This window comes from Armatimonadota bacterium, from assembly GCA_031081585.1.
Lineage (GTDB): Bacteria > Sysuimicrobiota > Sysuimicrobiia > Sysuimicrobiales > Humicultoraceae > Geohabitans > Geohabitans tengchongensis.
The window spans coordinates 20,319-40,899 of the sequence record JAVHLY010000023.1; the positions used below are offsets into that span (position 1 = coordinate 20,319).

The window sequence follows — 20,581 nt, forward strand, 5'->3', positions numbered from 1 at the left end:
CGTCCCAATGTGCGCTGTGTGTGGGGGGGAGCTGCTGGTTTGCTCGTCGTTGCCCTTGGTCTGGGCGCGGGCGCCTCGACCGCGCAGGAGCAAGGGATCGCCAGCGAGAACGGACACTGCAACCGGGGCGGCAGCCCAGCGGGGCAGGCCAGGGAGAGGGCCGTCGTGCCAGTGGATTTACCGGCCACCGCCACTCCGCTTGTCGGGCGAGAGGCGGAACTCGCCACCATCGCGGCGGCGTTGCAGCGGGCCGACATCCGGTTACTCACGCTCACCGGGGCCCCGGGGATCGGGAAGACCCGCCTGGCCGTGGAGGCAGCCCGCTCCGCGGCCGCAGCGTTTGCCCACGGCGCGGTCTTCGTGGATCTCGCTCAGGTCACGGATCCGGCGCGGGTCAGTTGGTCCGTCGCGCAGAGGCTGGGAATTCGCCCGCGCGCCAAGCTGTCCGCGGTGGAGGCCCTGATCCGGGCCCTGCGCGAGCGGCACCTCCTCTTGCTGCTGGACAATTTCGAGCACGTCGTGGAGGCGGCTCCCGAGGTGGCCGCCCTGCTGGCGGCGGCGCCGCAGCTGAAGGTTCTGGTGACGAGCCGAGAACCCCTCCGCCTCATGTGGGAGCATCAGATCGCCGTCCCGCCCCTGCAGGTTCCCGACCTGCGTAACCTGCCGGACCCCGCGGCACTGTCTGCGGTTCCCGCGGTCGCCCTGTTCATCGCCCGCGGCCGGGCCGTCGACTACGCCTTTGCCGTGACCCCCGAAAACGCGCGCGCCGTCGCCGAGATCTGTGTCCGCCTGGACGGTCTCCCGCTGGCGCTGGAGCTGGCGGCGGGGCAGGTCAAGGCGGTTTCCCCGGAAGCGATCCGCGAGCGCCTGGACCACCGGCTGACGCTGTTGCAGCGGGCGGCGCGCGACCTGCCGGCCCGCCACCGGACGCTGCGGGCGGCGGTGGGCTGGAGCTACTCACGTCTGACACCATCCCAGCAGGCGCTCTTTCGCCGTCTGGCGGTCTTCATCGGTGACTTCGCCCTTGATGCCGGCGGAAGCCGTGTGCGCGGACTTCGAGGAGGATGTGCTCTCAGGGCTCGCCGCCCTGGTGGATAAGAGCCTGCTGCGGCGGGAGACGGAACCCGGGGCGACTCCGCGCTTCAGGATGCTGGAAACCATCCGGGAGTTCGCCCTGGAGCAACTGGTCGCCAGCGGCGACGTGGAGCAGGCACAGCGCCGCCACACCGAGTTCTACCTGGCCCTGGTCGAGGGCGCCGAACCTGCGCTGACCGGCCGGGAGCAGGCCTGCGTCATACACCGGTTGGATCGCGACTACCCCAACCTCCGCGCCGCTCTGGACAGAGTGCGCGCGGAGGGGGGAGACTCCGCGCCGCTGCTGCGGTTCGTCGCCGCACTGTGGCGCTTCTGGAACGTCCGCGGATACTGGATGGAGGGCCATCATTGGACCGCGGTGGCGCTCCCCCTGGTCAAGGCGGCACCTCCTTCCCTCCGCCTGAGGGTCCTGCACGGCGCGGCCGTGCTCGCCTGGCGTGTGCGCGACTACACCGCGGCAGCCTCCCTGGCCAGGGAGGCTGTTGCTCTCGCCGGGCAATTGGAGGACCATCAGACCGCGGCGCACTGCCTGCGTACGCTTGCCCTGATCGCCCGGGACCGGCAGGAGATGGGGCGGGCCCGGGAACTGGCTGCGCAGAGCCTGGCGCTCTTTGAGTCCCTGTCGGACTCGCAGGGGATTGCCACAGCGCTGCGGCTGGTGGGCCTTGTGGCCATCGAGGGGCATGACTTCCGCAGCGCGCGGGAGCCGTTTGAACGCAGCCTCGCGCTCTCCCGGGAACTCGGCGACGACCGCGGCGCAGCCTGGTCCACGTACGGCGTGGCCGCCACCGCACTGGCGGAGGGCGACCTGGTCCAGGCCGCGGCCCTGGGTGGAGCCACCTGGCGCGCGTTTGAGGCGCTCGGAGAGCGGGACGGTATGGCCCAGGCCCTTGTGCACCTGGGGCGCGTGGCGCTGGTGCGCGGCGATCATGACGGAGCACGGCAGTTTCATGAGGAAGCCCTGCGGATGCGGCGGGAGCTCGGCGATCCCGGGATGATCGCATCCTCCCTTGGGGAACTCGCCGTCGTCTGGCAGGACGCAGGTGCTGACGACCGGGCGATGGTCTACAACCGGGAATCTTTGGAGCTGTTCCAGCAGGTCGGGGACCGGCTGGGGCTGGCCCGCTGCCTGGAAGGACTGGCCCTGCTGGCCGCGGACCACGGGCAGGTGGAACGGGCGGCCAGACTGTTCGGTGCCGCCGACGCGCTGCTGGACCGGATCGGTATCACCCGGTGGCCGGGCTGGTTCCCCTCCGTGCCGCGGCCCGAGCGCCTGGCACGCGCGCGTTCCGGCGCCGAGGACCAGTTGGGCTCCGAAGCCTTCCACCGTGCGGTCGCTGCGGGGACGGGGCTCTCCCTGAGCGTGGCGGTGGCCGAGGCCCTGGGCGTGGAGATGCCTTTGCCCCCGCCGAGCCGGATGCCGCGCCCGGTGGATCCTCTGACGCCGCGGGAGAGGGAGGTCGCCGCGTTGATCGCCCTGGGGCTTCCCAACCGGGAGATCGCCCGCCGGCTGTTCATCAGCGAGAACACGGCCGCCACCCACGTGCAGCACATTCTGGGCAAACTGGACTTCGCCTCGCGCGCGCAGGTCGCCGCCTGGGCTGTGGAGCGGAGCCTGAAACCTTCCTCCTGACCCCGCCAGAATCACTATCGTCCTACTGACTTCTGGTGACGCCTCCTGGCCCGCCCGTTGCTACGCTCTCGGGGCGGGTTCCGGCACCATGGCCCGAGGTCGGTCCACCTGGTTGGTGGCTGCGGCGGACGGGCTCGGGCGTGGGCGGGAGAAAGGGGGATGCCCATGCTGACTCGACGTGAGGTGCTTCGCCGCGGCGCCGGCATTGCCGCGGGACTGGCCGCCGTCCCCTGGCTTACCGAGTACATCATGACGCCCGCTCAAACCGGCCAGGTCGCGCAGGGCGCGGCGCAGCCCCCGCCCGAGACCACCACGATCCGGCTCGGCATGCTTCCCTGCGATCACCCGGTCATGGCGGTTGAACCATTCCTCCAGCAGGAAGGCTTCACCCGGACGGAGCTCCTCGCTGGCGGGCAACTGGCCAGCGGGCGTGTTGACATCGACGTGGCTTTTCCATGGACCGGCCGTGGTCCACGCTGCCCTGCTGCCTGCTTGTCGCCAAGCAGGAGTGGTACCGCACCAACCCCATGGCGACAAAGCGCGCTGTGCGGGCCATCCTCCGGTCGGCGGACGCGCAGACGGCGAGCCGTGCCGACGCCGTGAAACGCGCAACCGACCGCGGCCTCTTCGGCGGCCCCGCCAACTTCCAGAACGTCGTTTACGCCGCGAGCATGGTGCCGGCGAACTGGCGCAACCTGAGCCCGGAACGCAGCCTCCGCTTCTACGGACAGCTGCTGGCCGACGTGGGATTGCTGAAGGTCAGCGTGGCCGACATGGTTCGGACCATCGATCCCCGGATCCTGGAGGAGCTGCGGGCCGAGCTGAAATCGTGACTGCCGTCCTGGCGGCCGTTGGGTGACATCTCGATCGGGACGATGCCGGTATACATGGCCGACTGCGATTTCCCCGGGATGACGCCGGAGCAACTGAGGGGGACCGAGGAGCGCGCCCGCCGGGCATGCGCGCCGGGTGCGGGGGGAACGGCCGTCCGCTACCTGCGGGCGATCTGGGTGCCGGGCGACTGGCGCGTGATGTACCTGTTCGAGGCCCCCGACGCTGCGGCCGTGGAAGCCGTCTGCCGGGCGGCGCAGATCCCGTTCCTGCGGGTCGTTGAGGCGGTCGACGTTTCCCGCGGTGATGCCGGGAGGGGTTCACCGTAGTCACTGAGAGGAGGCGATCGCGATGCGGCGTCAACGGAGCAGTCCGCCCTCCCGCAGGATCGCTTCCACCCGCCGGACCTCTTCGCTGCTTGGCGGCAGCGCGGGCGGTGCCGGCGGGCCCGCGGCGACCCCCAGCAGGGTCAGCGCGCACTTCAGCCCGACGATGATGCCCGTCTGGTGAACCTCCCCCCGCACGTCGTAGATGCGGGCCAGGGCGGCCACCCGCTCCTGGTGGTGGGCGCTGCGCGCCCAGTCGCCGGCTTCTGCCGCCTCGAAGGCCGCCACCAGTTCCCGCCCGGCCACATTGCCCAGGGAGGGCACCGTGCCCTGCGCCCCCACCAGCACCGCCACATCCGTCAGGTGGTCGGTGCCCAGAAACATGCGGAAGTCGCGCCCCCCGGCACGCAGCGCCAGGACGGCCTGGCGGAACTCGGTGACGTTGCCCGCGGAGTCCTTCAGGCCCACGACCTGCTCCAGGTCGGCCAGCTCCCGGCAGGCCGCCAGGGTGATGGGCACCTTGGTGTTCTGGGGGATGTTGTAGAGCAGGACCGGCAGCGGCGTGGCTTGGACAATTGCCCGGAAGTGGGCCACCAGCTCGGTCCGCGTGGGCAGGTAGTAGTAGGGCGTAGTGGCCACCACCACGTCTGCACCCAGGTCGGATGCCTGGCGGGCCCGCGCCGCGGCCAGGGCCGTGGTGGGGGCGATGACACCCGCGAGAAGCGGAACCCGACCACGCAGGGCGTTGCTGGCGGCCTGCACCAGGCGACGCCACTGCAGGTCGTCCAGGGCGGCCGCCTCCCCGGTGGTGCCGGCCACGAAGATCCCGTGGACGCCCTGCTCCACGAGGAAGTCGACCAGCTGGCGCACGCCCGCTTCGCTCACGGTGCACCCGTCCTCCTCGAAGGGGGTGACCGCAGGGACGACGACGCCGCGCAGCTTCGTCCGGTCGAACATCGCTGCCCTCCTATGCTCCTATGCCCGGTGAGCCTGCAGCTGCCGAGCGCGTGACGGCCTCGGCAGAAAGCGTGCGCGCCGGCCCGCGGTTACCCCTCGGCAACGGGCTGTGGGGCGGACCTGCGACGCCGCAGCAGCCGCCAGGCCAGCGTGGCCGGCGGCAGGAGCCAGACCGCCACGGTGAGCACGCCCAGGACCGCGCTCACGGGTCGGCTGAAGAAGAGGGCGAGGTGGCCCTCGCTCTTGATCAGGCTGATCATGAAGTTCTGCTCCAGCAGCGGGCCGAGCACCAAGCCCAGGACGATGGGCGCTACGGGAAACTCTAACGCCTCCAGGATGAAGCCCAGGACGCCCATGGCCAGCATCAGGCCCACGTCGGAGAGGTTGTTATTGATGGCGTAGGCCCCCACCACGCACATCATCAGGATGGCCGGGACCAGCACGTTGCGCGGCAGGCGCACCAGCAGGCTGCTGGCGCGAATGGCCAGGAACCCCAGGGGGACCATGAGCAGGTTGGCCAGGATGAAGGTGATGTAGACGGCCACCAGGACGTCGGCGTAGTTGTGCAGGATGGCCGGGCCGGGCCGCATCCCCTTCATCATGAGGATCCCCAGGACGACGGCGGTGAAGGCGTCGCCGGGGATGCCGAAGACCAGGGTGGGGATCCACTCGGCGGCTAGGTCGGAGTTGTTGGCCACCCCCGCTTCGACGATGGCTTCCATCGATCCCCGGCCGAATTTCCTCGGCTCCCTGGAGAAGCGCTTGGCCACCCCGTAGGCCAGCCAGGCGCCGATGTCCGCGCCCGCACCCGGCAGCACCCCAGAGATCAGCCCGACCAGCCCGCCCCGCACGGCGTTGATCCGGTGGCGCCAGACTGTGCGCAGGGCCGGCAGGAAGGACGGCCCCCGCTCCAGCCGGGCGTAGGCCAGGTGCATCTCCCCCTTGAGGACCGTGCGCAGGATCTCGCTCACCCCGAAGAGGCCGATCATGGCGGGAATGAAGCTGATCCCGCCCAGCAGGAAGGGCACGCCATAGGTGAACCGGGGGAATCCCAGGGTGATGTCGATGCCCACCGTGGAGAGGAGCAGGCCGAGGGTGACGGAGACCAGGCCCTTCAGCGGGGAGGCGGTGGCGATGAAGGCGGTGGTGCTCAACCCCAGCAGGGCCAGCCAGAAGATCTCGTAGCTGCTGAAGGTGAGGGCGAACTCCGCCAGCGCCGATGCCCCGGCGATGAGGGCGACGGATCCCATCAGGCCCCCGAGCGCCGAGGCCACCACATCCACGCCCAGGACCAGGCGGGCCTGGCCCTGCTGGCTGAGGGCGTAGGAGTCGCTGACGTAGGCGGCGGAGGCCGGCGTCCCCGGCATGCGCACCAGCGCCGCCGGGATGTCGCCGGCGAAGATCCCCAGCGCCTGCAGGGTGATGATCGCCGCCAGGGCCGGGATCGGGTCCAGGAAGATGGCGAAGGGGACGAAGAGGGCCACGGCCATGGTGACGGTCAGCCCCGGGATCGCGCCGATGAACAGCCCGTAGAGCGCCGCGAGCAGGATGACCAGGATGACGCCCGGGTCGGCCAGGGCGGTCAGGCTCTCGAGGATGAGCTCAGCCATCGGGGGAGGGCATCCTCAGGGGACCAGCCCGCCCGGCAGCGGCACGTGCAGGAGTCTTCCGAACAGGAGGTAGAAGAGGACCGTCAGCGCGACCCCCAGGCCGACACTCCAGCGGGCCGGGACCCCCAGTCCGAGCATCAATCCCGCCAGGATCAGGAAGGCGAGGAGGACGAAGCCCAGGCGGTCCACCAGCAGGATGTACAGGATGACCGCCAGGACCACCAGGAGCGCGCGAACCTGCTCCTTCCGCGAAGCCCCCAACAGCGGTATCCGCCGCCGCAGCGTGCCCGTCAGCGCACCGTGAGCCAGCAGTCCCGCTCCGGAGAGCGCCAGGAGGCCCCCCAGCAGTTGGGGGAACAGGCCCGGCCCGGGATACCCTCCCGGCAGGTGGGGAAACGTCCGCGCAGCGAGGAACACATAGGAGCCCAGGAGCGCCAGCAGCACACCTGCTACGGCGTCCCAGGCTCCCATGGCCCCTCGCCTACTTGGTGACGAACCCTCCCGCCTTCAGGAGGTTGCCGTTCTTCAGGTGCTCCCGCATCAGGAACCCGGTGAAGTCCTTCGCGTTCCTGTAGTCGAACCAGAATCCGCTGGTCTTGATGAAGTTGGTGAACTCCGCGGACCGGACGGCCTTCCCCACCGCGGCGTCCAGGAACGCGATGATGTGGTCCGGCGTCCTGGCGGGAGCGGCCATGCCGGCCCAGCCGCCGATGTCGAAGTCGACGCCCATCTCCTTGAGCGTGGGTACCTTGGGGAGGGGATCCCACCGCTTGTCCGCCATCACCGCCAGCACCCGCGCTTTGCCCGCCTCCACCAGGGGCAGGGCCTCGGCCGGGCTGCAGGTGCAGATGTCCACGCCACCCGCGGCCAGCTCCGCCAGGGCGGCGGCCGCCCCAGTGCTGGGGACCCACTTGACGTGGTCTGCGGTCAGGCCGGCGGCCAGGAGCCAGCCGACCCGGGCCAGGTCCCAGATCCCTCCGGCAGCGGTGCCGGAGGCCTTGAGCTTGCCGGGGTTGGCCTTGATGTAGGCCATCAGCTCCCTGTAGTCCTTCCAGGGAGCGTCGGCGCGCACGGTGATGCCCGCGCGGTTGTTGATGAACAGGGCGATGGGCCTGTAGTCGGCATAGGTCAGGTGGGTCAGCCCCAGCCAGCTCATCATGGTGATCTCGATGGTGATCATCCCCAGGGTGTACCCGTCGGGGTCGGCGGTGGCGGTGGCCATGTGGCCGATGACGCCCCCACCGCCCGTGCGGTTGACCACCCCCACCGGCACCCGGAGGTCTTTCTCCAGCACGGCGGCGATGGCCCGGGCCGTGCGGTCCGTCCCACCCCCGGGGGACCAGGGCACGACGATGGTGATCGCCTTGGTCGGATAGGGCGGCGGCGCCGAGCTCAGCGGCGCGGCTGCGAGCAGCACCAGAGCGCTTCCCAGCAGCAGAAGCGCTCCGCGGAACAGTGCAGACTGTCTCATCCCCGCACCTCCCATCAAGAGAATGCCGTGGTCGGGCGTCGCGCTCCGGTCGGGATCGGCTCGCGCGGGGCCGTGCGTCGCAGGCGGCGCAGCCGCTTGATGGCCCCCTCCGGCCGGGAGAGCGCTGCGTGCAGTTCCCGGTAGACCTCGTACAGGGCATCGTAGACCTGGCGCGGACCGTCACGCGGTTCGTACCGCTGCACAGCACGCGCTCCCATGGCTCGGGTCGCCGCGAGCAGGTCGGGATAGGCCCCTCCGGCCGTCGCTCCGTGGACCGCTGCCCCCAGCGCCGAGGCGTGGGGCACGTCATAGGCGTAGAGCGGCCGGCCGGTGACATCGGCGTAGAGCTGCAGCAGCAGCGGGCTCCTGCTGGCCGGCCCCCCGCAGGCGTGGATTTCCGTGATGGCGACGCCGCCCTCCTCAAAGGTGTCGAGGACCAGCCGGGTACCGAAGGCGGTGGCCTCCAGCAGGGCGCGGTAGATCTCGGCCGGCCGCGTGGCCAGGGTCAGGCCCAGCAGCGCGCCGGAGAGGTCGGCATCGACCAGGGGCGTGCGGCACCCGTTCCACCAGTCCAACGCCAGCAGCCCCGACTCGCCCGGGGCCAGGGCTGCGGCCTCACCCTCCAGACGGGCAAAGGCCGTGACCGGGGCGCCGTAGCGGGGGACCCCGTACGTCTGCACAAACCACTCGAACATGTCGCCCACCGACACCTGGCCCGCTTCGTAGCCGTAGAACCCCGGCAGGATGCCGTCCTGTACCACTCCCGAGATCCCGGGGACCGGGTGGCGCTGCTCGCCCAGGATCATGTGGCAGGTGGACGTCCCCACGATGGCCACCAGCCGCCCGGCCTCGGCGACGCCGACGGCGGGGACGGCGGCGTGCGCGTCGATGATGGCCACGGCGACGGGCGTACCCGCCCGCAGGCCGCTGCGGGCGGCCCATCCCGTCGTGAGGCCGCCGGCTGGCGTGCCCAGCGGGTGTGGTGGGCCCAGGCGGTCGAGCACCGCCGGCAGCCCCGGGCGCAGCCGCTGCAGCAGGGTCGCGGGCGGATAGCCGTCGCCCGGCTGCCAGTGCGCCTTGTAGCCGGCTTGGCAGGCGCTGCGCACCTCGCGGCCGACCAGCTGCCAGACGATCCAATCTCCCCCTTCGATGAAGCGGTCGGCGGCAGCGAAGACCTCCGGGGCCTCCTCCAGGACCTGCCAGACCTTCGCCCACAGCCACTCCGACGATGTCCGGCCCCCGTACCAGCGCAGCCCCTCCCACCCGGAGGCGTTGATCCTGTCGGCGTAGGGTTGGGCGGCGTGGTGCTTCCAGAGCATGGGCCAGGCGTGCGGCCGGTCCCGGAAGGCCTCCTCCAGCGCCAGCGGCGTGCCGTCGGCCCGGACCGGCAGCAGCGTGCACGAGGTGAAGTCCACACCGATGCCGGCCACCGCGTGGCCGCCGGCGGCGGCCATCTGCCGCAGCAGCACTTCCAGCGCCTCCAGCCAGTCCCCGGGGTGCTGCAGCGCCCAGTCGGGGCCGAGGGGGGTGCCATCGGGCAGGGCGCGGTCAATGACGCTGTGGCGGTAGGGATGGACCGCCGTGGCCACCTCCTCGCCGCTGCCGACGTCCACCAGCACCGCCCGCGCCGACTCGGTGCCGAAATCGATCCCGATGCTGTAGCGCGCCACGGGAGTCCCTCAGGCGAAGACGCGCGGCTCGATGCCGCTCATCCGGCAGAACCAGACCAGGTCCGCCACCCAGTCGCCGTAGACCCCGTGGATGTGGTTGGAGTCGTACTCGGCCAGGAACTGCTCGGCGGGAACGCGGAAGCGGGCGAACGCATGCGGCCACTGCGGGGTGGTGGCCGCCACCTTCTCCGCCTGCACCTCCGGGGGGAACTCGACGAACTCCCCCGGCACGATGGCCATCCAGTACGTGCCGTTGCGCCGGGCCAGCCGGGCCAGCGTCACCGGCCCCGGGGCGGCCACGTGCATCACCGACGCTCCGCCGGCGGGGAAGTAGATGATGGCCGGGTAGAGGTGGACGCGCTTCAGGTTCACCGCCGGGTCGAAGGAGCGGCCGGCGAAGTAGGTGGCGTGCTGGCCGGAGTTGCACAGGTCCCAGACGTCGTCGGCGGCGTCGTAGTGCCGTACATCCGCGAAGAGCACGGGTGTGCCGGCCAGGTGTTTGAAGATCTGCATGGTCAGCGCACCGTCGCTGTCCGCCTCGGTGGCGCAGACGATGGGCTCGTGCGGCCCCTCCCAGTCGTAGGGGTCGTTGAGGAAGGCCTCGGCCACATCCATGGTGGCGAAGTGGGTGGTCATCTCCGGCTGGCCCTTGATGCCGCAGAAGTCCAGCCGCCACTCGGTCACGAGCTGGCGCACGGCGTGGTAGGCCTTGACCTGGCGCCGCAGCAGCTCCGGCGTCAGCTTCTGGCCGTCGTAGTGGATGGTGGCGCCGTGGCGTTGCAGCCAGGCGATGGCCGCCTCGGCGCGGGCATCGGGGACCTGCTCCGCCCGGCGCACGATCTCGAACTGGTCGATGTGCTCGATGTCGATGCCGAAGTCCCGCCGCCACTGGTCCAGGGCGGGGACGGCAGTGTACATGCCCATGGAGCGCCCGCCGATCACCCCATAGACCTGGCCGCGCAGCCGGTTCCGCGCTACCGCCGGGCGGAGGAACTGCTGCACCCGCAGGAACACCGCGTCGTCGTCGATGTCGCCGGAGATGCGGCCGTGGAAGACCCCCACCTGGTCCAGGCTGCCCGCCGCTGCGAGCATGGCTACCAGCCCGGGATACCGGGGGTTGACGTTGGAGAGGAGCAGGATCGGCCCGGGGACGAACTGGGCGGCGATAGCCGAGTAGTGCGGCCAGGCCCAGATGGCGTAGTTGAAGATGGTAGCCTCGACGCCCTGGGCCGCCAGGTACCTCCCTTCGCTCTGGGCCAGGTCGGTGGTCCAGACGATCTCCCGGCCGGTGACCACCTCCCAGCCGGCGGCCCGCAGCCGCGCCGCCAGGCGGTCCTGGAACTGCCGGGTGAGGGGAAGCAGCTCCTCGTGGACGTGGGGTCTGCCGTCGGAGAAGGTGAGGATGCCGACCTTCGGAGACCCCATGGCTGACCTTCGCCCCCTACGCCTGACCGGCCGGTCCCTCCTCCTGCCCCGTCCCCGTGCGCCGGCCCGGTTGTGATAACGGTTTCAGATCCTGGTATTCTGCCGCCGGACCGCCGACTCCTCCCGCCCGGAGGCCGTCCGTTGCCAGTCCCGGAGTAGGGGGAGTTCGCCGTGGGATCCTGCTTGCCGGTGCAGGATGCGGCAGGAGACGGGCCAAACGAGCCGGAGTATGATGGTGCCTCGATGGCGACCCTGAAGGACGTCGCGCGCAAAGCGGGGGTGTCCGTGGCCACGGCTGCCCGGGTGCTGGGCGGGTACGGCTACGCCAGCCAGCGGGCGCGGGAACGGGTCCTGCGTGCGGCCCGGCAGCTGGACTACACCCCCAACGCCCTCGCCCGGGGGATGGTGAAGAAGCGGACCCACGCCATCGGGGTGATCGTCTCCGACAACGCCAACCCCTTCTTCGCCGCGGTGGTCCGCGGCGTGGAGGACGTCGTCCGCCGCCACGGCTACGCGGTGATCCTGTGCAACAGCGACGAGAGCCCCGAGAAGGAGGACCTCTACCTGCGCATCCTGCGAGAGAAGCAGGTGGACGGGCTGCTCCTGGCGTCAAGCGGCCAGGTCACCCCGCACCTGCGCCGCTGGTTGCGCACCGGCCTTCCCCTGGTGCTGGTGGACCGGCGCCTGGAGGGGATCCGGGCCGACGCCGCCCTGGTGGACAGCATGGAGGGGGCCCGCACCGCGGTGAGCCACCTGATCGCGCTGGGCCACCGCCGCATCGGCATCATCAGCGGCCCGGTCCGTGTCTTCACCGGGCGGGAGCGGCTGGCCGGCTACCTGGCGGCCCTGCAGGCGGCAGGCCTGCGTGCCGATCCGGCCCTGGTGCGGGAGGGCGACTTCAAGCAGCAGAGCGGCTACCGGCTGGCCCGGGAGTTCCTGGAGATGAACCGTCCGCCTACGGCCCTCTTCGTGGCCAACAACCTGATGACCATCGGCGCCATGCTGGCTCTGAAGGAGGCCGGGGTGCGCGTCCCCCAGGAGATGGCCGTGATCGGCTTCGATGACATGGACTGGGCGCCGATCCTGACACCCACCCTGACGGCGGTGGCCCAGCCGGCCTACACGCTGGGGACCAGCGCAGCCCAGTTGCTGATGCAGCGGCTGGAGAACCCCGCGCGGCCCGTACAGGAGATCGTGCTGAAGACCCGCCTGGTGATCCGTGAGTCCTGCGGCGCCGTGCTGCAGCGGCGCTGACCGGTTGAGGCCATGCGGTGTGCGGGTTGACTCATAGGGAAACCTGAGTTTCTGGGGCCCGGTGCCTCACGCACCCTCCGGAGTGATGTGCGACGAGGCGACGGCCCCGCCCTCACCTGGATCCGTTGTGAGGCAATGCGCCCCTTGACAGCCGGGACGCGTCTGATAATCTGCAATCGTTATCACATCTTGCACCCCCGGGGGTGGGGATCATGGTCTGGCGCGCACTCGGGGTTGCCCTGGCACTCGTGGCCCTCACGTGGAGCGTGCCCGCGGGCGCGGTCATGGTGTTGCGGTGGGGGGAGGTCCTCCCGCCGGACCACCCTTCGGTTCAGATGGTCGAACGCATCGCGCGCAGCGTGTCCCAGCGGACCCAGGGGTACCTCCAGATCCAGGCCTACCCCGCGGGCCAGCTGGGCACTACTCGGGACCAGATCGAGAACGTCATGGTGGGGACCCAGCAGCTCACCACGGAGGGTGCGGCGGCCATCGGTCAGTTCTTCCCTCCTCTGGGCGCGCTCGAGGCGCCCTACGCGTGGCGTGACGAGGCGCACCTCCGCGCGGTCATGAAGAGCCCCATTGCGGAGGAGCTCTCGAGGGCTTTCATCGAGAAGCGCGGGGTCCGCATCCTGGCGGCCACGTACTATGGTGTCCGCCACCTCACCACGACACGGAAGCCCGTGCACACCGTGGCGGACCTCCGTGAGTTCAAGTTGCGGGTGCCGGAGAACGAGGTGTTCGTGGCCATGGTCCGCGCGTGGGGTGCCAAGCCCACTCCGATCCCCTTCGGGGAGCTGTACCTGGCGTTGCGCCAGAATGTGGTGGAGGGTCAGGAGAACCCTCTGCCGACCATCGACGCAGCGAAACTGTACGAAGTCCAGAAGTACCTGGTCCTCACCGGCCACATCCTCACGCCCCGACTGATCCTCATCAACGAGCGCACGTGGCGGGCCTTGGGCCGGCCGTTCCAGCGTGCCCTGGTGGAGGCGATCGAGGAGGCTGTGGCGTGGCACAACCAGGAGATCCTGAATCGGGAGCGCACGCTGCTGGACAAGTTCCGCCAGCTTGGCATGGAGGTCATCCAGCCGGACGTGGAGTCCTTCCGGAGGCCGGTCCTGGAGAGCCTGCCGAAGCAGTTCGAGGCGCAGTGGGGTCCGGGGCTGTTCCAGCGGATCGTGAACACCCGCTGAAGCCGACGCGGCCCGGGGCCGCCGGATGGACGCCTTCCCGCCGGAGCCGTTCCGTGTCGGGTGGAGAGTTCCTTTACCGCTCCGCTTCGTCCCTGGGGGCTGTCCTGCTGTTCGCCATCTTCCTCGTGATCCTGGCGCAGGTGGCGTTCCGTTACGTCCTGGCCCGACCGCTCGTGTGGACCGAGGAGGCCGCCCGCTACCTGTACATCTGGACCTGCTACCTGGGTGCCGCCATGGCCTTCCGGCGCGGCACCCACGTCCGGATCGGGGCCATGGTCGACCGGGTGCCCCCCGCGGTCCGCCTGTGGGTGCACCGGCTGGGGCTGCTGGGCACGGCTGGCTTCTTGGGTGTCCTGGCAGTGCAGGGCGCCAAGCTGGTCTGGCTGTCCCGCAGCACGCTGGCCATCACCTTTCCCTTACCCTGGTCGGTCATCTACGCGGCCGCGGTGCTCTCCGGCTCCCTGATGTTGCTGTACACATGGGAGGCGTTGTGGGAGCACTTCCGGGAGGCCCGGGAGCGGTGAGCGCGGGGGCCTTCTTCGTTCTCTGGATCCTGCTGCTGGCGCTTGGCCTCCCGCTGTTCGTCACCCTGGGGCTGTCCTCGGCGCTCTACCTGTGGGCGCAGGGGGATGTCCTCCTGGCGGTCCCGCAGCGGGTCACGGCCGCGGCCAACTCCTTCACCCTCCTCGCCGCCCCCTTCTTCATGCTGGCCGGCATGCTGATGAACACTTCCGGCGTGACCAACCGGATCTACACGTTTGCGGAGTGCCTGGTGGGCTGGCTGAGGGGCGGGCTCGCCCACGTGAACGTGGTCGGCAGCGTGATCTTCGCGGGGATGTCCGGATCTGCGGTGGCAGACGCCGTCGGGCTGGGCGCCATCGAGATCAAGGCCATGACGGACGAAGGGTACGAGCGGGACTTCGCAGCCGCCGTCACCGCAGCCAGCGCCACCATCGGCCCCATCATCCCGCCCAGCGTGCCCATGCTGGTGTACGCCGTCACCGCGGACGCGTCCATCGGTCGGCTGTTTCTGGGCGGCGTGGTGCCGGGGCTGCTGATGGCTCTGGCGCTCATGCTGCAGCTCGCGTGGGTCAGCCGGCGCCGCGGCTACCCCCGGCACCCTCTGCCGCCGGTGCGTACCGTGGCGGCCCGCACGTGGGCAGCGCTGCCCTCCCTCGCCACCCCCGCCATCCTCCTCGGCGGCATGCTGAGCGGCGTCTTCACCCCCACGGAGGCCGGTGCGGTGGCCGCCGCGTACGCCCTGCTCCTGGGCCTGGTGATTCACCGGGAGCTGCGGGTGCGGGACCTCCCGCGCCTGTTTCTGGACACGGTGGAGGCCAACGGGGTCATCCTGATCCTGGTGATGACCTCTTCGCTGTTCGCCTTCGTGCTCGCCCGGGCTCAGGTCCCACAGAACCTGGCCGCGTGGCTGGTCAGCGTGGCCCCGAGCCCCCTGGTCTTCCTGCTGGCGGTCAACCTCCTTCTGTTGGTGGTGGGATGCTTCCTGGAGGGTCTTGCCGCCATCATCATCCTGACTCCGGTCCTCCTCCCGGCCGCGAAGCTGCTGGGGATCGACCCCGTGCACTTCGGGGTGGTGATGGTCCTGAACCTCATGATCGGGACGCTCACTCCACCCGTGGGGATCGTGCTGTTCGTGATCTCCCGGGTGGCCGGGCTGCCCTTTGAGACGGTGGTGCGCTCGACGGCACCGTTCCTGATCCCACTGGTGATCGTCCTCCTCCTCATCACCGTGTGGCCGGACCTGGTGCTCTTCTTGCCCCGGCTCGTCCTGGGCTAGCACGCGGGCTCCAGGGCCTGCGGGCAGCCGCCGACTTCGCTGAAGGTGGGCCGCTGCACGGCCTGCCCCGCTGGTCAAAGAGGGACCATTCTGAGGCAGTGCGGTGCGTTGAGAGACCGGCAACGTTGGGATACCATGGTTTGGTGGACCAGGGGGGCCGTTAGCTCAGCGGGTAGAGCGGCGGGCTTTTAACCCGCGCGTCGGGGGTTCGAGTCCCTCACGGCCCTCCAGGATCCAGGCGGGACGCCGGGCTCCGGCGTCCCGCCTGTGTTGCTCCCGGCGCAGTCAGACGAGCCCGCGCCCCCGCGCCCGGGCGTATGCGCCCTCACGCGCAGATCCTCAGGGCCTGCCAGAAGACGTGCAGGCCCGGCCCGCCGAGCACCCGGCCGGCCGGACTCACGCGGGCGAGGTCACCCTCGCCGCCCCATGTGGTCGGCGTGGGCGGCGAAGAGGTGCCAGGTGCCGGGGACGCCCCGCAGCGTGTGGGTGCCGCGGTCCTCGAACCGGATGTCCGAGCCGGCCACCAGGTCGCGCACCGTGCCGGTGACCAGCACCTCGCCCGGCGCGGCGGCGGCCGCGGCCCGCGCGCCCACGTGCACGGCGATGCCGGTGACCCGGTCGCCGCTCACCTCCACCTCGCCGGTGTGGACCCCGGCCCGCACCGCGATGCCCCAGCGGCGTACCGCCGCGGCGATGGCCAGCGCGCAGCGGATGGCCCGGCCCGGGCTGTCGAAGGTGGCCAGCCCCCCGTCGCCGGCCAGGTCCACTGCCCGGCCCCCGTAGCGGCCCAGCTCGTTGCGCACGAGGGCCTGGAAGTTGCCCAGGACGTCGCGCCACCGCCGGTCGCCCAGCTCGGCGGCCACCTCCGTGGAGCGGACGATGTCGATGAAGAGGACGGTGCGCAGCACCCGGTCGGGCTCGGCGTAGAGCCGTTCGCCGCGGTGGAGGCGGTAGGCGATCTGGAAGGTCTGCTGCTGCGACCGGGTGGTGGGACTGTGCGCAGCCAGGAAGCGCGCGGCGGCGACCAGCGTGTGCACGCCCTGCGCCGTGGGGCCGAGCGCCTGGAACTGGCGGACGGCGGCCTCCACCGCCTGGATGGCGTGGAAGATGCGGTTCTCGCGCAGGAGCAGGCTGCCCAGCGTGGCCAGCAAGCGCGCCGGGTCGCCGCCCCCGGAGAGGTAGCGGGCCACCAGGGCCCCGGCCTCGTTCACTTGCTGCTGCCGGTCCAGCGCCGCGCGTAGCGCCGCCAGCAGCGCCTCGGGGGCTTCGGGCGTCTCCCCCTCGGCCGGGGCGGGGAGGGGCGCCGGCGGCACGTTGAGGAAGCGGTCCAGGTAGACGCTCATCGCCGCGTCGAACACCCCGCGCACGAGCTCGGGGGAGCGCACCCGCCCGAGCGCCTGCTGCACCGCGTTGGCGAAGGAGAAGGTGTGCAGCGCCGTGTTCCAGTCCGTGAACTCGTTGGTCGTGGGGAAGCGGGCCAACCGCAGCGCCGCCGCGTAAGTCACCGTGGCGGCCACCGCCTCCGGGGCGGCGCCCTCGCGCAGCGCCGCCAGGAGCGCGTCGGCGATCGCCTGCGGGTCCTCGCCCAGGAGGACATCGACGAGGGCCGGGCCGCCCTCCCAGGGGACGGCGCCGTCCCCGGCCGTCGCCTGGGCCCGCAGGGCATCGGGGAGGCGCTCGAACGCCTCCTCCAGGATCGCCACCAGGTCGACGGGGTGGCGCCAGGCGCTCGACTCCTCCATGCGCTCGGCGCCTGCGCAGGCGCCCACGACGCTGGTGAGCACCATCTCCGCGCCCGCCCATCCGGCATGGTCGAGGGCCTCCAGGGCCTTCACCGTGAAGTCGACGACGTGGCCGTCGCTGAGGTAGCGGTGGTCGGTGGCGGCCGCCAGCAGCAGATCGGCCATCTGTGCGGGCGTGGCGCCGGCGCGCAGCGCCGAGACGACGCACCGCTCCGCGCCCTCGGCGTCCCGGACCTCGATGAAGCGGCGGTACCACTGCTTCAGCGCCCGCAGGCTGGCCCCCAGGGTGGGCAGGGGCCGCACCTCGAAGCGGGGCGCCTGCTCGAAGGTGTCGGCGGCCACGGCGGCCAGGCCGTGGTAGAGGGCCCGCGCCCGGTCCTCGCGGTCCAGCACCGGCAGCAGGTTGCGCAGGCAGGTGAGGATGGTGAGGCCGCTCCCCCATCCCGCCTTGCGGTGGCGCACGCCGAAGTCCAGCCCGATGCGGAAGGCCTCGTCGGGGTCGTCGCCCGTCTCCAGCAGGGTGACGACCGCCTTGGCGATGACGAGCGGGATGTCGTACTCGAGCCCCTCGCACAGGCGCTCCCGCTGGTGGGCGCGCACGTCGCCCCGCGGCGTGACGTCCACCCACACCTCGCCGTCGCGGATCTCCACGGGGAAGGTGCGTACGTCGTCCGCCCACCGGTCGAACGTCCCGCCGCTGTGCAGGTCGAAGCGGGCGTGGTGCCAGTGGCAGGTGAGGATGCCGTCCTTGAGCGTCCCGCGGTGGAGCGGAAAGCCCATGTGGGGGCAGCGGTTGTCGACAGCGAAGACCTGGTCGCCGTCCAGGAACAGGGCCAGCGTGTACCCGTCCGCCTGGACGACCAGGCGACCGGCGGCGCGCAACTCCTCCAGCGTGGCGACGCGCACGAAGCGGTCCATCCGGCTCCACTCTAGCAGGGCCGGGCCGCAGGCGCCCTGTGACCCATGTCACACGCCGCCCGGGGCGCCCGGGCACGCGAGGAGCCTGGCGCTGACAGGACACCATCTCCCCGAGCCGAACTCTCTTCTGGAGGTGACGCCATGCGCGGCGTGCGGCTCGACCCGGAACGGCGGGAGGTGCGGACGGTCCTCCGGCATGCGCTGTTGCGCGGGTCCGTCCTCCTCGACGTGGGGTGCGGGGACGGCCGGCTGACTCGCCGCCTGGCCCCCCTCGTCCGGTCGGCGGTGGGTATCGACCCCGATCCCGACCAGGTCGCCCGGGCCCGGACACGGCTGCGACGGTGGCAGGACAGGGTGCGGCTGGAGGTGGGCCGCGCCGAGGCGCTCCCCTTCCCGGATGCCACCTTCACCGCCGTCCTCTTCTCGTGGTCGCTCTGATGCATCGCCCACCGGGGCATGGTCCATGCCCTGACAGAGGCGCACCGGGTCCTGCAGCCTGAGGGCTGGCTCCTGGACCTGCGGCCCGACCGTGACCCGGGCGGCCGGCGGACCAAGTACCTGCCCGTCGAAGTGCGCGTGGCCGGCCGGGCGGTCCCTGTCGGCCACCTCCACGAGCGTGGCGACTACCACGCCGACTATGTCGCAAGCGAGCGGGCGGTCGAGCGGGTGATCCGGCAGGGGCTCTTCGGCTTCGCAGGGCGGGAGCAGTTCATGCTGGCCGCCGTCTTCCGCTCCCTGGCCGCGCTGGAGGAGTTTCTGCGTCGGGAGTGGACGGCCGCCCACCTCCCGCCGCAGACGCGCGAGCGCCTGATCCGGGAGCTGCGGCGGGACCCGGACGCCCGCATCGTCGTACGCGACCCGTTCTGCCTGACGGTCCTGCGGAAGCGGGAAGATCGCCCCTGAGCCGATCGCGCTGGTGGCTGCTCGCGGCCGCCACGGTCCACCAGGCCGGGCTGACCGTCGTGCGGTTCGGGCTCCCGGCCATCGTCGGCTTCATCCGCGCCGACTTCGGCCTCTCGCTGGTCCAGGTCGGGGTCCTGCTGGCCGCCTTCGACCTGGGCGCCCTGCTGACATTCCTTCCCACGGGCGCGCTCACAGACCGTCTGGGCGAGCGGCGGGTCATGGCCCTGGGCGCGGCAACCACGGGCGTGGTGGTGGGCCTGGCTGCCGCGGCGCCGGGTTTCCTTCCCCTGGTGCTCCTGATGGCCGCAGCCGGCGTGGGGTTCCCCTCCAGCCAGATCACCGGCAGCCACGCCGTGGTGGGCTGGTTCCCCGCGGAAGAGCGCGGGGTGGCCATGGGGATCCGTCAGGCCGGCCTGCCGCTCGGCGGCTTCGCCGGGGCGCTCCTCCTGCCGTGGCTGGCCGAGGCGTGGGGATGGCGCACGGCGCTGCTGGCCTCGGGCCTGGCGGCGCTGGTCGCCGCGGCGGTGACCTGGCTCGTCGTGCCCGGGCTGGCCGGGACGGGCGCGCCGCCGCCCGCGACAGGGCTGGGCGCCACCGCCCGGCGGTTCGCCGGCGACCCGATCCTGCGATCCACGACGGCGGCCGCGTGCCTGCTGGTGGTGAGCCAGTTCAGCCTGACCGGCTACCTGCCGCTGTACGCCGTCGACCGCTTCGGGTGGGCGCTCGCCCCCGCCGCGCGCCTCCTCCTGCTGGTGCACCTGGGCGGCGTGGCCGGCCGTCTGGCCTGGGGGTGGCTCTCCGACTGGCACTTCCGCGGCGACCGGCGGCGGCCGCTGGCGCTGGCCGCGCTGGCCGGGGGCGGGGCGGCGGCGGCGCTGGCCGCGGTGGGGGCGTCCGGCCACCTCTCCCCGGCTGCCGCCGCACTGCTCGCCTTTGCCGGGGGCTTCACGTTCCTGGGGTGGAACGGGCTCGCGCTCACCGCGGTGGCCGAGCGCGCCGCCGTGGCGCGGGCCGCCACCCTGGGGGTGCTCTTCACGGTCCTCTACGTCTTCACGATGCTGGCCTCCCCGGCATTCGGCGGGCTGGTCGAGCGCGTGGGGTACCCGCCGGCCTGGCTGGCCCTGGTGGGGGTGCAGGCGGCGGCGGTATGGGCGGTGGGGTGGCGCCGATAGCGGTGCCCACGGCGCCTATAATGGAACGCGGCACAGATCCAGGTCGCACGGTGGAGGCCACGATGCTCATCAGCCGGGAGATGAACGCCGCCCTCAACGCGCAGATCGGGCGGGAGTTCGGGGCGATGCTCCAGTACGTGGCGATCGCGGCCTACTTCGAGGCGGAGAACCTGCCCCGGCTCGCCCGCTTCTTCTTCCAGCAGGCCGACGACGAGCGGGAGCACGCCATGCGCTTCGTCCGCTACGTCGTGGAGGCGGGCGGCCGCGTGGAGGTGCCCGCCACGCCCGGTGCTCGCGGCGAGTTCGGCGGCGCGGAAGAGCCGGTGCGCCTCTCCCTGGAGTGGGAGCAGGAGGTCACGCGGCAGATCCACGGCCTGCTGGCGCAGGCGGTCAAGGAAGGGGACTACACGACGCAGGAGTTCCTGCAGTGGTTCGTGCGGGAGCAACTGGAGGAGGTCTCGACGATGGAGCGCCTGCTGAGCGTGGTGCGCCGGGCCGGCCCGCAGCTGCTCCTGGTGGAGGACTTCCTGGCCCGCGAGGGGCACCCGCACGAGGAGAGCGAGGAGGAGTAGCCCGCGGTCCGGCT

The 20,581-nt window shown here is 71.5% G+C and carries 19 protein-coding genes, 1 tRNA gene and 1 pseudogene; 13 read left to right on the forward strand and 8 right to left on the reverse strand.

All coding sequences use genetic code 11. The features are described from left to right. The first annotated feature begins 39 nt into the window (after positions 1–39). From RB146_09970 to RB146_09985, 4 genes are all read left to right on the forward strand, one after another. Positions 40–1,098 carry an AAA family ATPase gene (locus RB146_09970; protein MDQ7829302.1) on the forward strand — a complete coding sequence of 353 codons (1,059 nt, stop codon included), beginning with the start codon at positions 40–42 and terminating at the stop codon, positions 1,096–1,098. Continuing rightward, positions 1,067–2,728: a LuxR C-terminal-related transcriptional regulator gene (locus tag RB146_09975; protein MDQ7829303.1), complete on the forward strand. Its 1,662-nt coding sequence runs from the start codon at positions 1,067–1,069 to the stop codon at positions 2,726–2,728. Before RB146_09970 ends, RB146_09975 begins: the two co-directional genes overlap by 32 nt. Before the next feature lie 455 nt (positions 2,729–3,183). Next, complete coding sequence (locus tag RB146_09980; GenBank protein ID MDQ7829304.1) at positions 3,184–3,561, forward strand: hypothetical protein; 378 nt, start codon at positions 3,184–3,186, stop codon at positions 3,559–3,561. A 54-nt stretch (positions 3,562–3,615) separates the two neighbouring features. After that, on the forward strand, positions 3,616–3,888 hold the full coding sequence (locus tag RB146_09985) for a DUF4242 domain-containing protein (protein ID MDQ7829305.1): 273 nt from the start codon (positions 3,616–3,618) through the stop codon (positions 3,886–3,888). A 30-nt stretch (positions 3,889–3,918) separates the two neighbouring features. Here RB146_09985 and RB146_09990 read toward each other — a convergent pair whose 3' ends face one another. The 6 genes from RB146_09990 to RB146_10015 form a co-directional block, all read right to left on the reverse strand. Next, positions 3,919–4,842, reverse strand: a complete 924-nt coding sequence (locus RB146_09990; protein MDQ7829306.1) for a dihydrodipicolinate synthase family protein — start codon at positions 4,840–4,842, stop codon at positions 3,919–3,921. 89 nt (positions 4,843–4,931) lie between these two features. Continuing rightward, positions 4,932–6,452 (reverse strand): tripartite tricarboxylate transporter permease, encoded by a 1,521-nt coding sequence (locus RB146_09995; GenBank protein MDQ7829307.1) that lies wholly within the window; start codon positions 6,450–6,452, stop codon positions 4,932–4,934. Between the two features lie 15 nt (positions 6,453–6,467). Beyond that, positions 6,468–6,923 carry a tripartite tricarboxylate transporter TctB family protein gene (locus RB146_10000; protein ID MDQ7829308.1) on the reverse strand — a complete coding sequence of 152 codons (456 nt, stop codon included), beginning with the start codon at positions 6,921–6,923 and terminating at the stop codon, positions 6,468–6,470. A gap of 10 nt (positions 6,924–6,933) precedes the next feature. Further along, on the reverse strand, positions 6,934–7,923 hold the full coding sequence (locus RB146_10005) for a tripartite tricarboxylate transporter substrate binding protein (GenBank protein ID MDQ7829309.1): 990 nt from the start codon (positions 7,921–7,923) through the stop codon (positions 6,934–6,936). Between the two features lie 14 nt (positions 7,924–7,937). Beyond that, positions 7,938–9,593: a ribulokinase gene (locus tag RB146_10010; GenBank protein ID MDQ7829310.1), complete on the reverse strand. Its 1,656-nt coding sequence runs from the start codon at positions 9,591–9,593 to the stop codon at positions 7,938–7,940. A gap of 9 nt (positions 9,594–9,602) precedes the next feature. Further along, positions 9,603–11,018 carry an L-fucose/L-arabinose isomerase family protein gene (locus tag RB146_10015; protein MDQ7829311.1) on the reverse strand — a complete coding sequence of 472 codons (1,416 nt, stop codon included), beginning with the start codon at positions 11,016–11,018 and terminating at the stop codon, positions 9,603–9,605. A gap of 243 nt (positions 11,019–11,261) precedes the next feature. Between RB146_10015 and RB146_10020 the strand changes: the two genes are divergently transcribed. The 5 genes from RB146_10020 to RB146_10040 all read left to right on the forward strand — a co-directional run bounded on the left by RB146_10020 (position 11,262) and on the right by RB146_10040 (position 15,490). Then, positions 11,262–12,272, forward strand: coding sequence for a LacI family DNA-binding transcriptional regulator (locus tag RB146_10020; protein MDQ7829312.1), 1,011 nt, complete (start codon positions 11,262–11,264; stop codon positions 12,270–12,272). Between the two features lie 212 nt (positions 12,273–12,484). Then, entirely contained in the window at positions 12,485–13,462 is a 978-nt protein-coding gene (locus RB146_10025; protein MDQ7829313.1) for a DctP family TRAP transporter solute-binding subunit, read from the forward strand. Between the two features lie 53 nt (positions 13,463–13,515). Further along, entirely contained in the window at positions 13,516–13,986 is a 471-nt protein-coding gene (locus RB146_10030; protein ID MDQ7829314.1) for a TRAP transporter small permease, read from the forward strand. Beyond that, the gene (locus RB146_10035) at positions 13,983–15,260 is read left to right on the forward strand and encodes a TRAP transporter large permease (protein MDQ7829315.1); all 1,278 of its coding nucleotides are present in this window, start codon (positions 13,983–13,985) and stop codon (positions 15,258–15,260) included. The genes RB146_10030 and RB146_10035 overlap by 4 nt, the downstream gene beginning before the upstream one ends. 154 nt (positions 15,261–15,414) lie before the next feature. Next, a tRNA-Lys gene (locus tag RB146_10040) sits at positions 15,415–15,490 on the forward strand. A gap of 180 nt (positions 15,491–15,670) precedes the next feature. Here the strand turns inward: RB146_10040 and RB146_10045 are convergent. Further along, positions 15,671–16,168 (reverse strand): adenylate/guanylate cyclase domain-containing protein, encoded by a 498-nt coding sequence (locus RB146_10045; GenBank protein MDQ7829316.1) that lies wholly within the window; start codon positions 16,166–16,168, stop codon positions 15,671–15,673. 9 nt (positions 16,169–16,177) lie between these two features. Continuing rightward, positions 16,178–17,920, reverse strand: a pseudogene (locus tag RB146_10050) (nitrite reductase (NAD(P)H) small subunit). A 141-nt stretch (positions 17,921–18,061) separates the two neighbouring features. On the opposite strand from RB146_10050, the gene RB146_10055 reads away from it, so the two are divergent. The 4 genes from RB146_10055 to RB146_10070 all read left to right on the forward strand — a co-directional run bounded on the left by RB146_10055 (position 18,062) and on the right by RB146_10070 (position 20,567). Further along, positions 18,062–18,358, forward strand: a complete 297-nt coding sequence (locus tag RB146_10055) for a class I SAM-dependent methyltransferase (protein ID MDQ7829317.1) — start codon at positions 18,062–18,064, stop codon at positions 18,356–18,358. 18 nt (positions 18,359–18,376) lie between these two features. Then, the gene (locus tag RB146_10060; protein ID MDQ7829318.1) at positions 18,377–18,823 is read left to right on the forward strand and encodes a hypothetical protein; all 447 of its coding nucleotides are present in this window, start codon (positions 18,377–18,379) and stop codon (positions 18,821–18,823) included. 59 nt (positions 18,824–18,882) lie between these two features. After that, on the forward strand, positions 18,883–19,995 hold the full coding sequence (locus RB146_10065) for an MFS transporter (GenBank protein MDQ7829319.1): 1,113 nt from the start codon (positions 18,883–18,885) through the stop codon (positions 19,993–19,995). 62 nt (positions 19,996–20,057) lie between these two features. Beyond that, on the forward strand, positions 20,058–20,567 hold the full coding sequence (locus RB146_10070) for a ferritin (GenBank protein ID MDQ7829320.1): 510 nt from the start codon (positions 20,058–20,060) through the stop codon (positions 20,565–20,567). The last annotated feature ends 14 nt before the right edge of the window (positions 20,568–20,581 follow it).

Bases quoted from the DNA above. Each gene is read 5' to 3' on its own strand.
- RB146_09990 (MDQ7829306.1), bottom strand. From the start codon at position 4,842: ATGTTCGACCGGACGAAGCTGCGCGGCGTCGTCGTCCCTGCGGTCACC.
- RB146_10055 (MDQ7829317.1), top strand. From the start codon at position 18,062: ATGCGCGGCGTGCGGCTCGACCCGGAACGGCGGGAGGTGCGGACGGTC.
- RB146_10060 (MDQ7829318.1), top strand. From the start codon at position 18,377: ATGGTCCATGCCCTGACAGAGGCGCACCGGGTCCTGCAGCCTGAGGGC.
- RB146_10005 (MDQ7829309.1), bottom strand. From the start codon at position 7,923: ATGAGACAGTCTGCACTGTTCCGCGGAGCGCTTCTGCTGCTGGGAAGC.
- RB146_10025 (MDQ7829313.1), top strand. From the start codon at position 12,485: ATGGTCTGGCGCGCACTCGGGGTTGCCCTGGCACTCGTGGCCCTCACG.
- RB146_10000 (MDQ7829308.1), bottom strand. From the start codon at position 6,923: ATGGGAGCCTGGGACGCCGTAGCAGGTGTGCTGCTGGCGCTCCTGGGC.
- RB146_10020 (MDQ7829312.1), top strand. From the start codon at position 11,262: ATGGCGACCCTGAAGGACGTCGCGCGCAAAGCGGGGGTGTCCGTGGCC.
- RB146_10015 (MDQ7829311.1), bottom strand. From the start codon at position 11,018: ATGGGGTCTCCGAAGGTCGGCATCCTCACCTTCTCCGACGGCAGACCC.
- RB146_09995 (MDQ7829307.1), bottom strand. From the start codon at position 6,452: ATGGCTGAGCTCATCCTCGAGAGCCTGACCGCCCTGGCCGACCCGGGC.
- RB146_09980 (MDQ7829304.1), top strand. From the start codon at position 3,184: ATGGACCGGCCGTGGTCCACGCTGCCCTGCTGCCTGCTTGTCGCCAAG.
- RB146_10070 (MDQ7829320.1), top strand. From the start codon at position 20,058: ATGCTCATCAGCCGGGAGATGAACGCCGCCCTCAACGCGCAGATCGGG.
- RB146_09985 (MDQ7829305.1), top strand. From the start codon at position 3,616: ATGGCCGACTGCGATTTCCCCGGGATGACGCCGGAGCAACTGAGGGGG.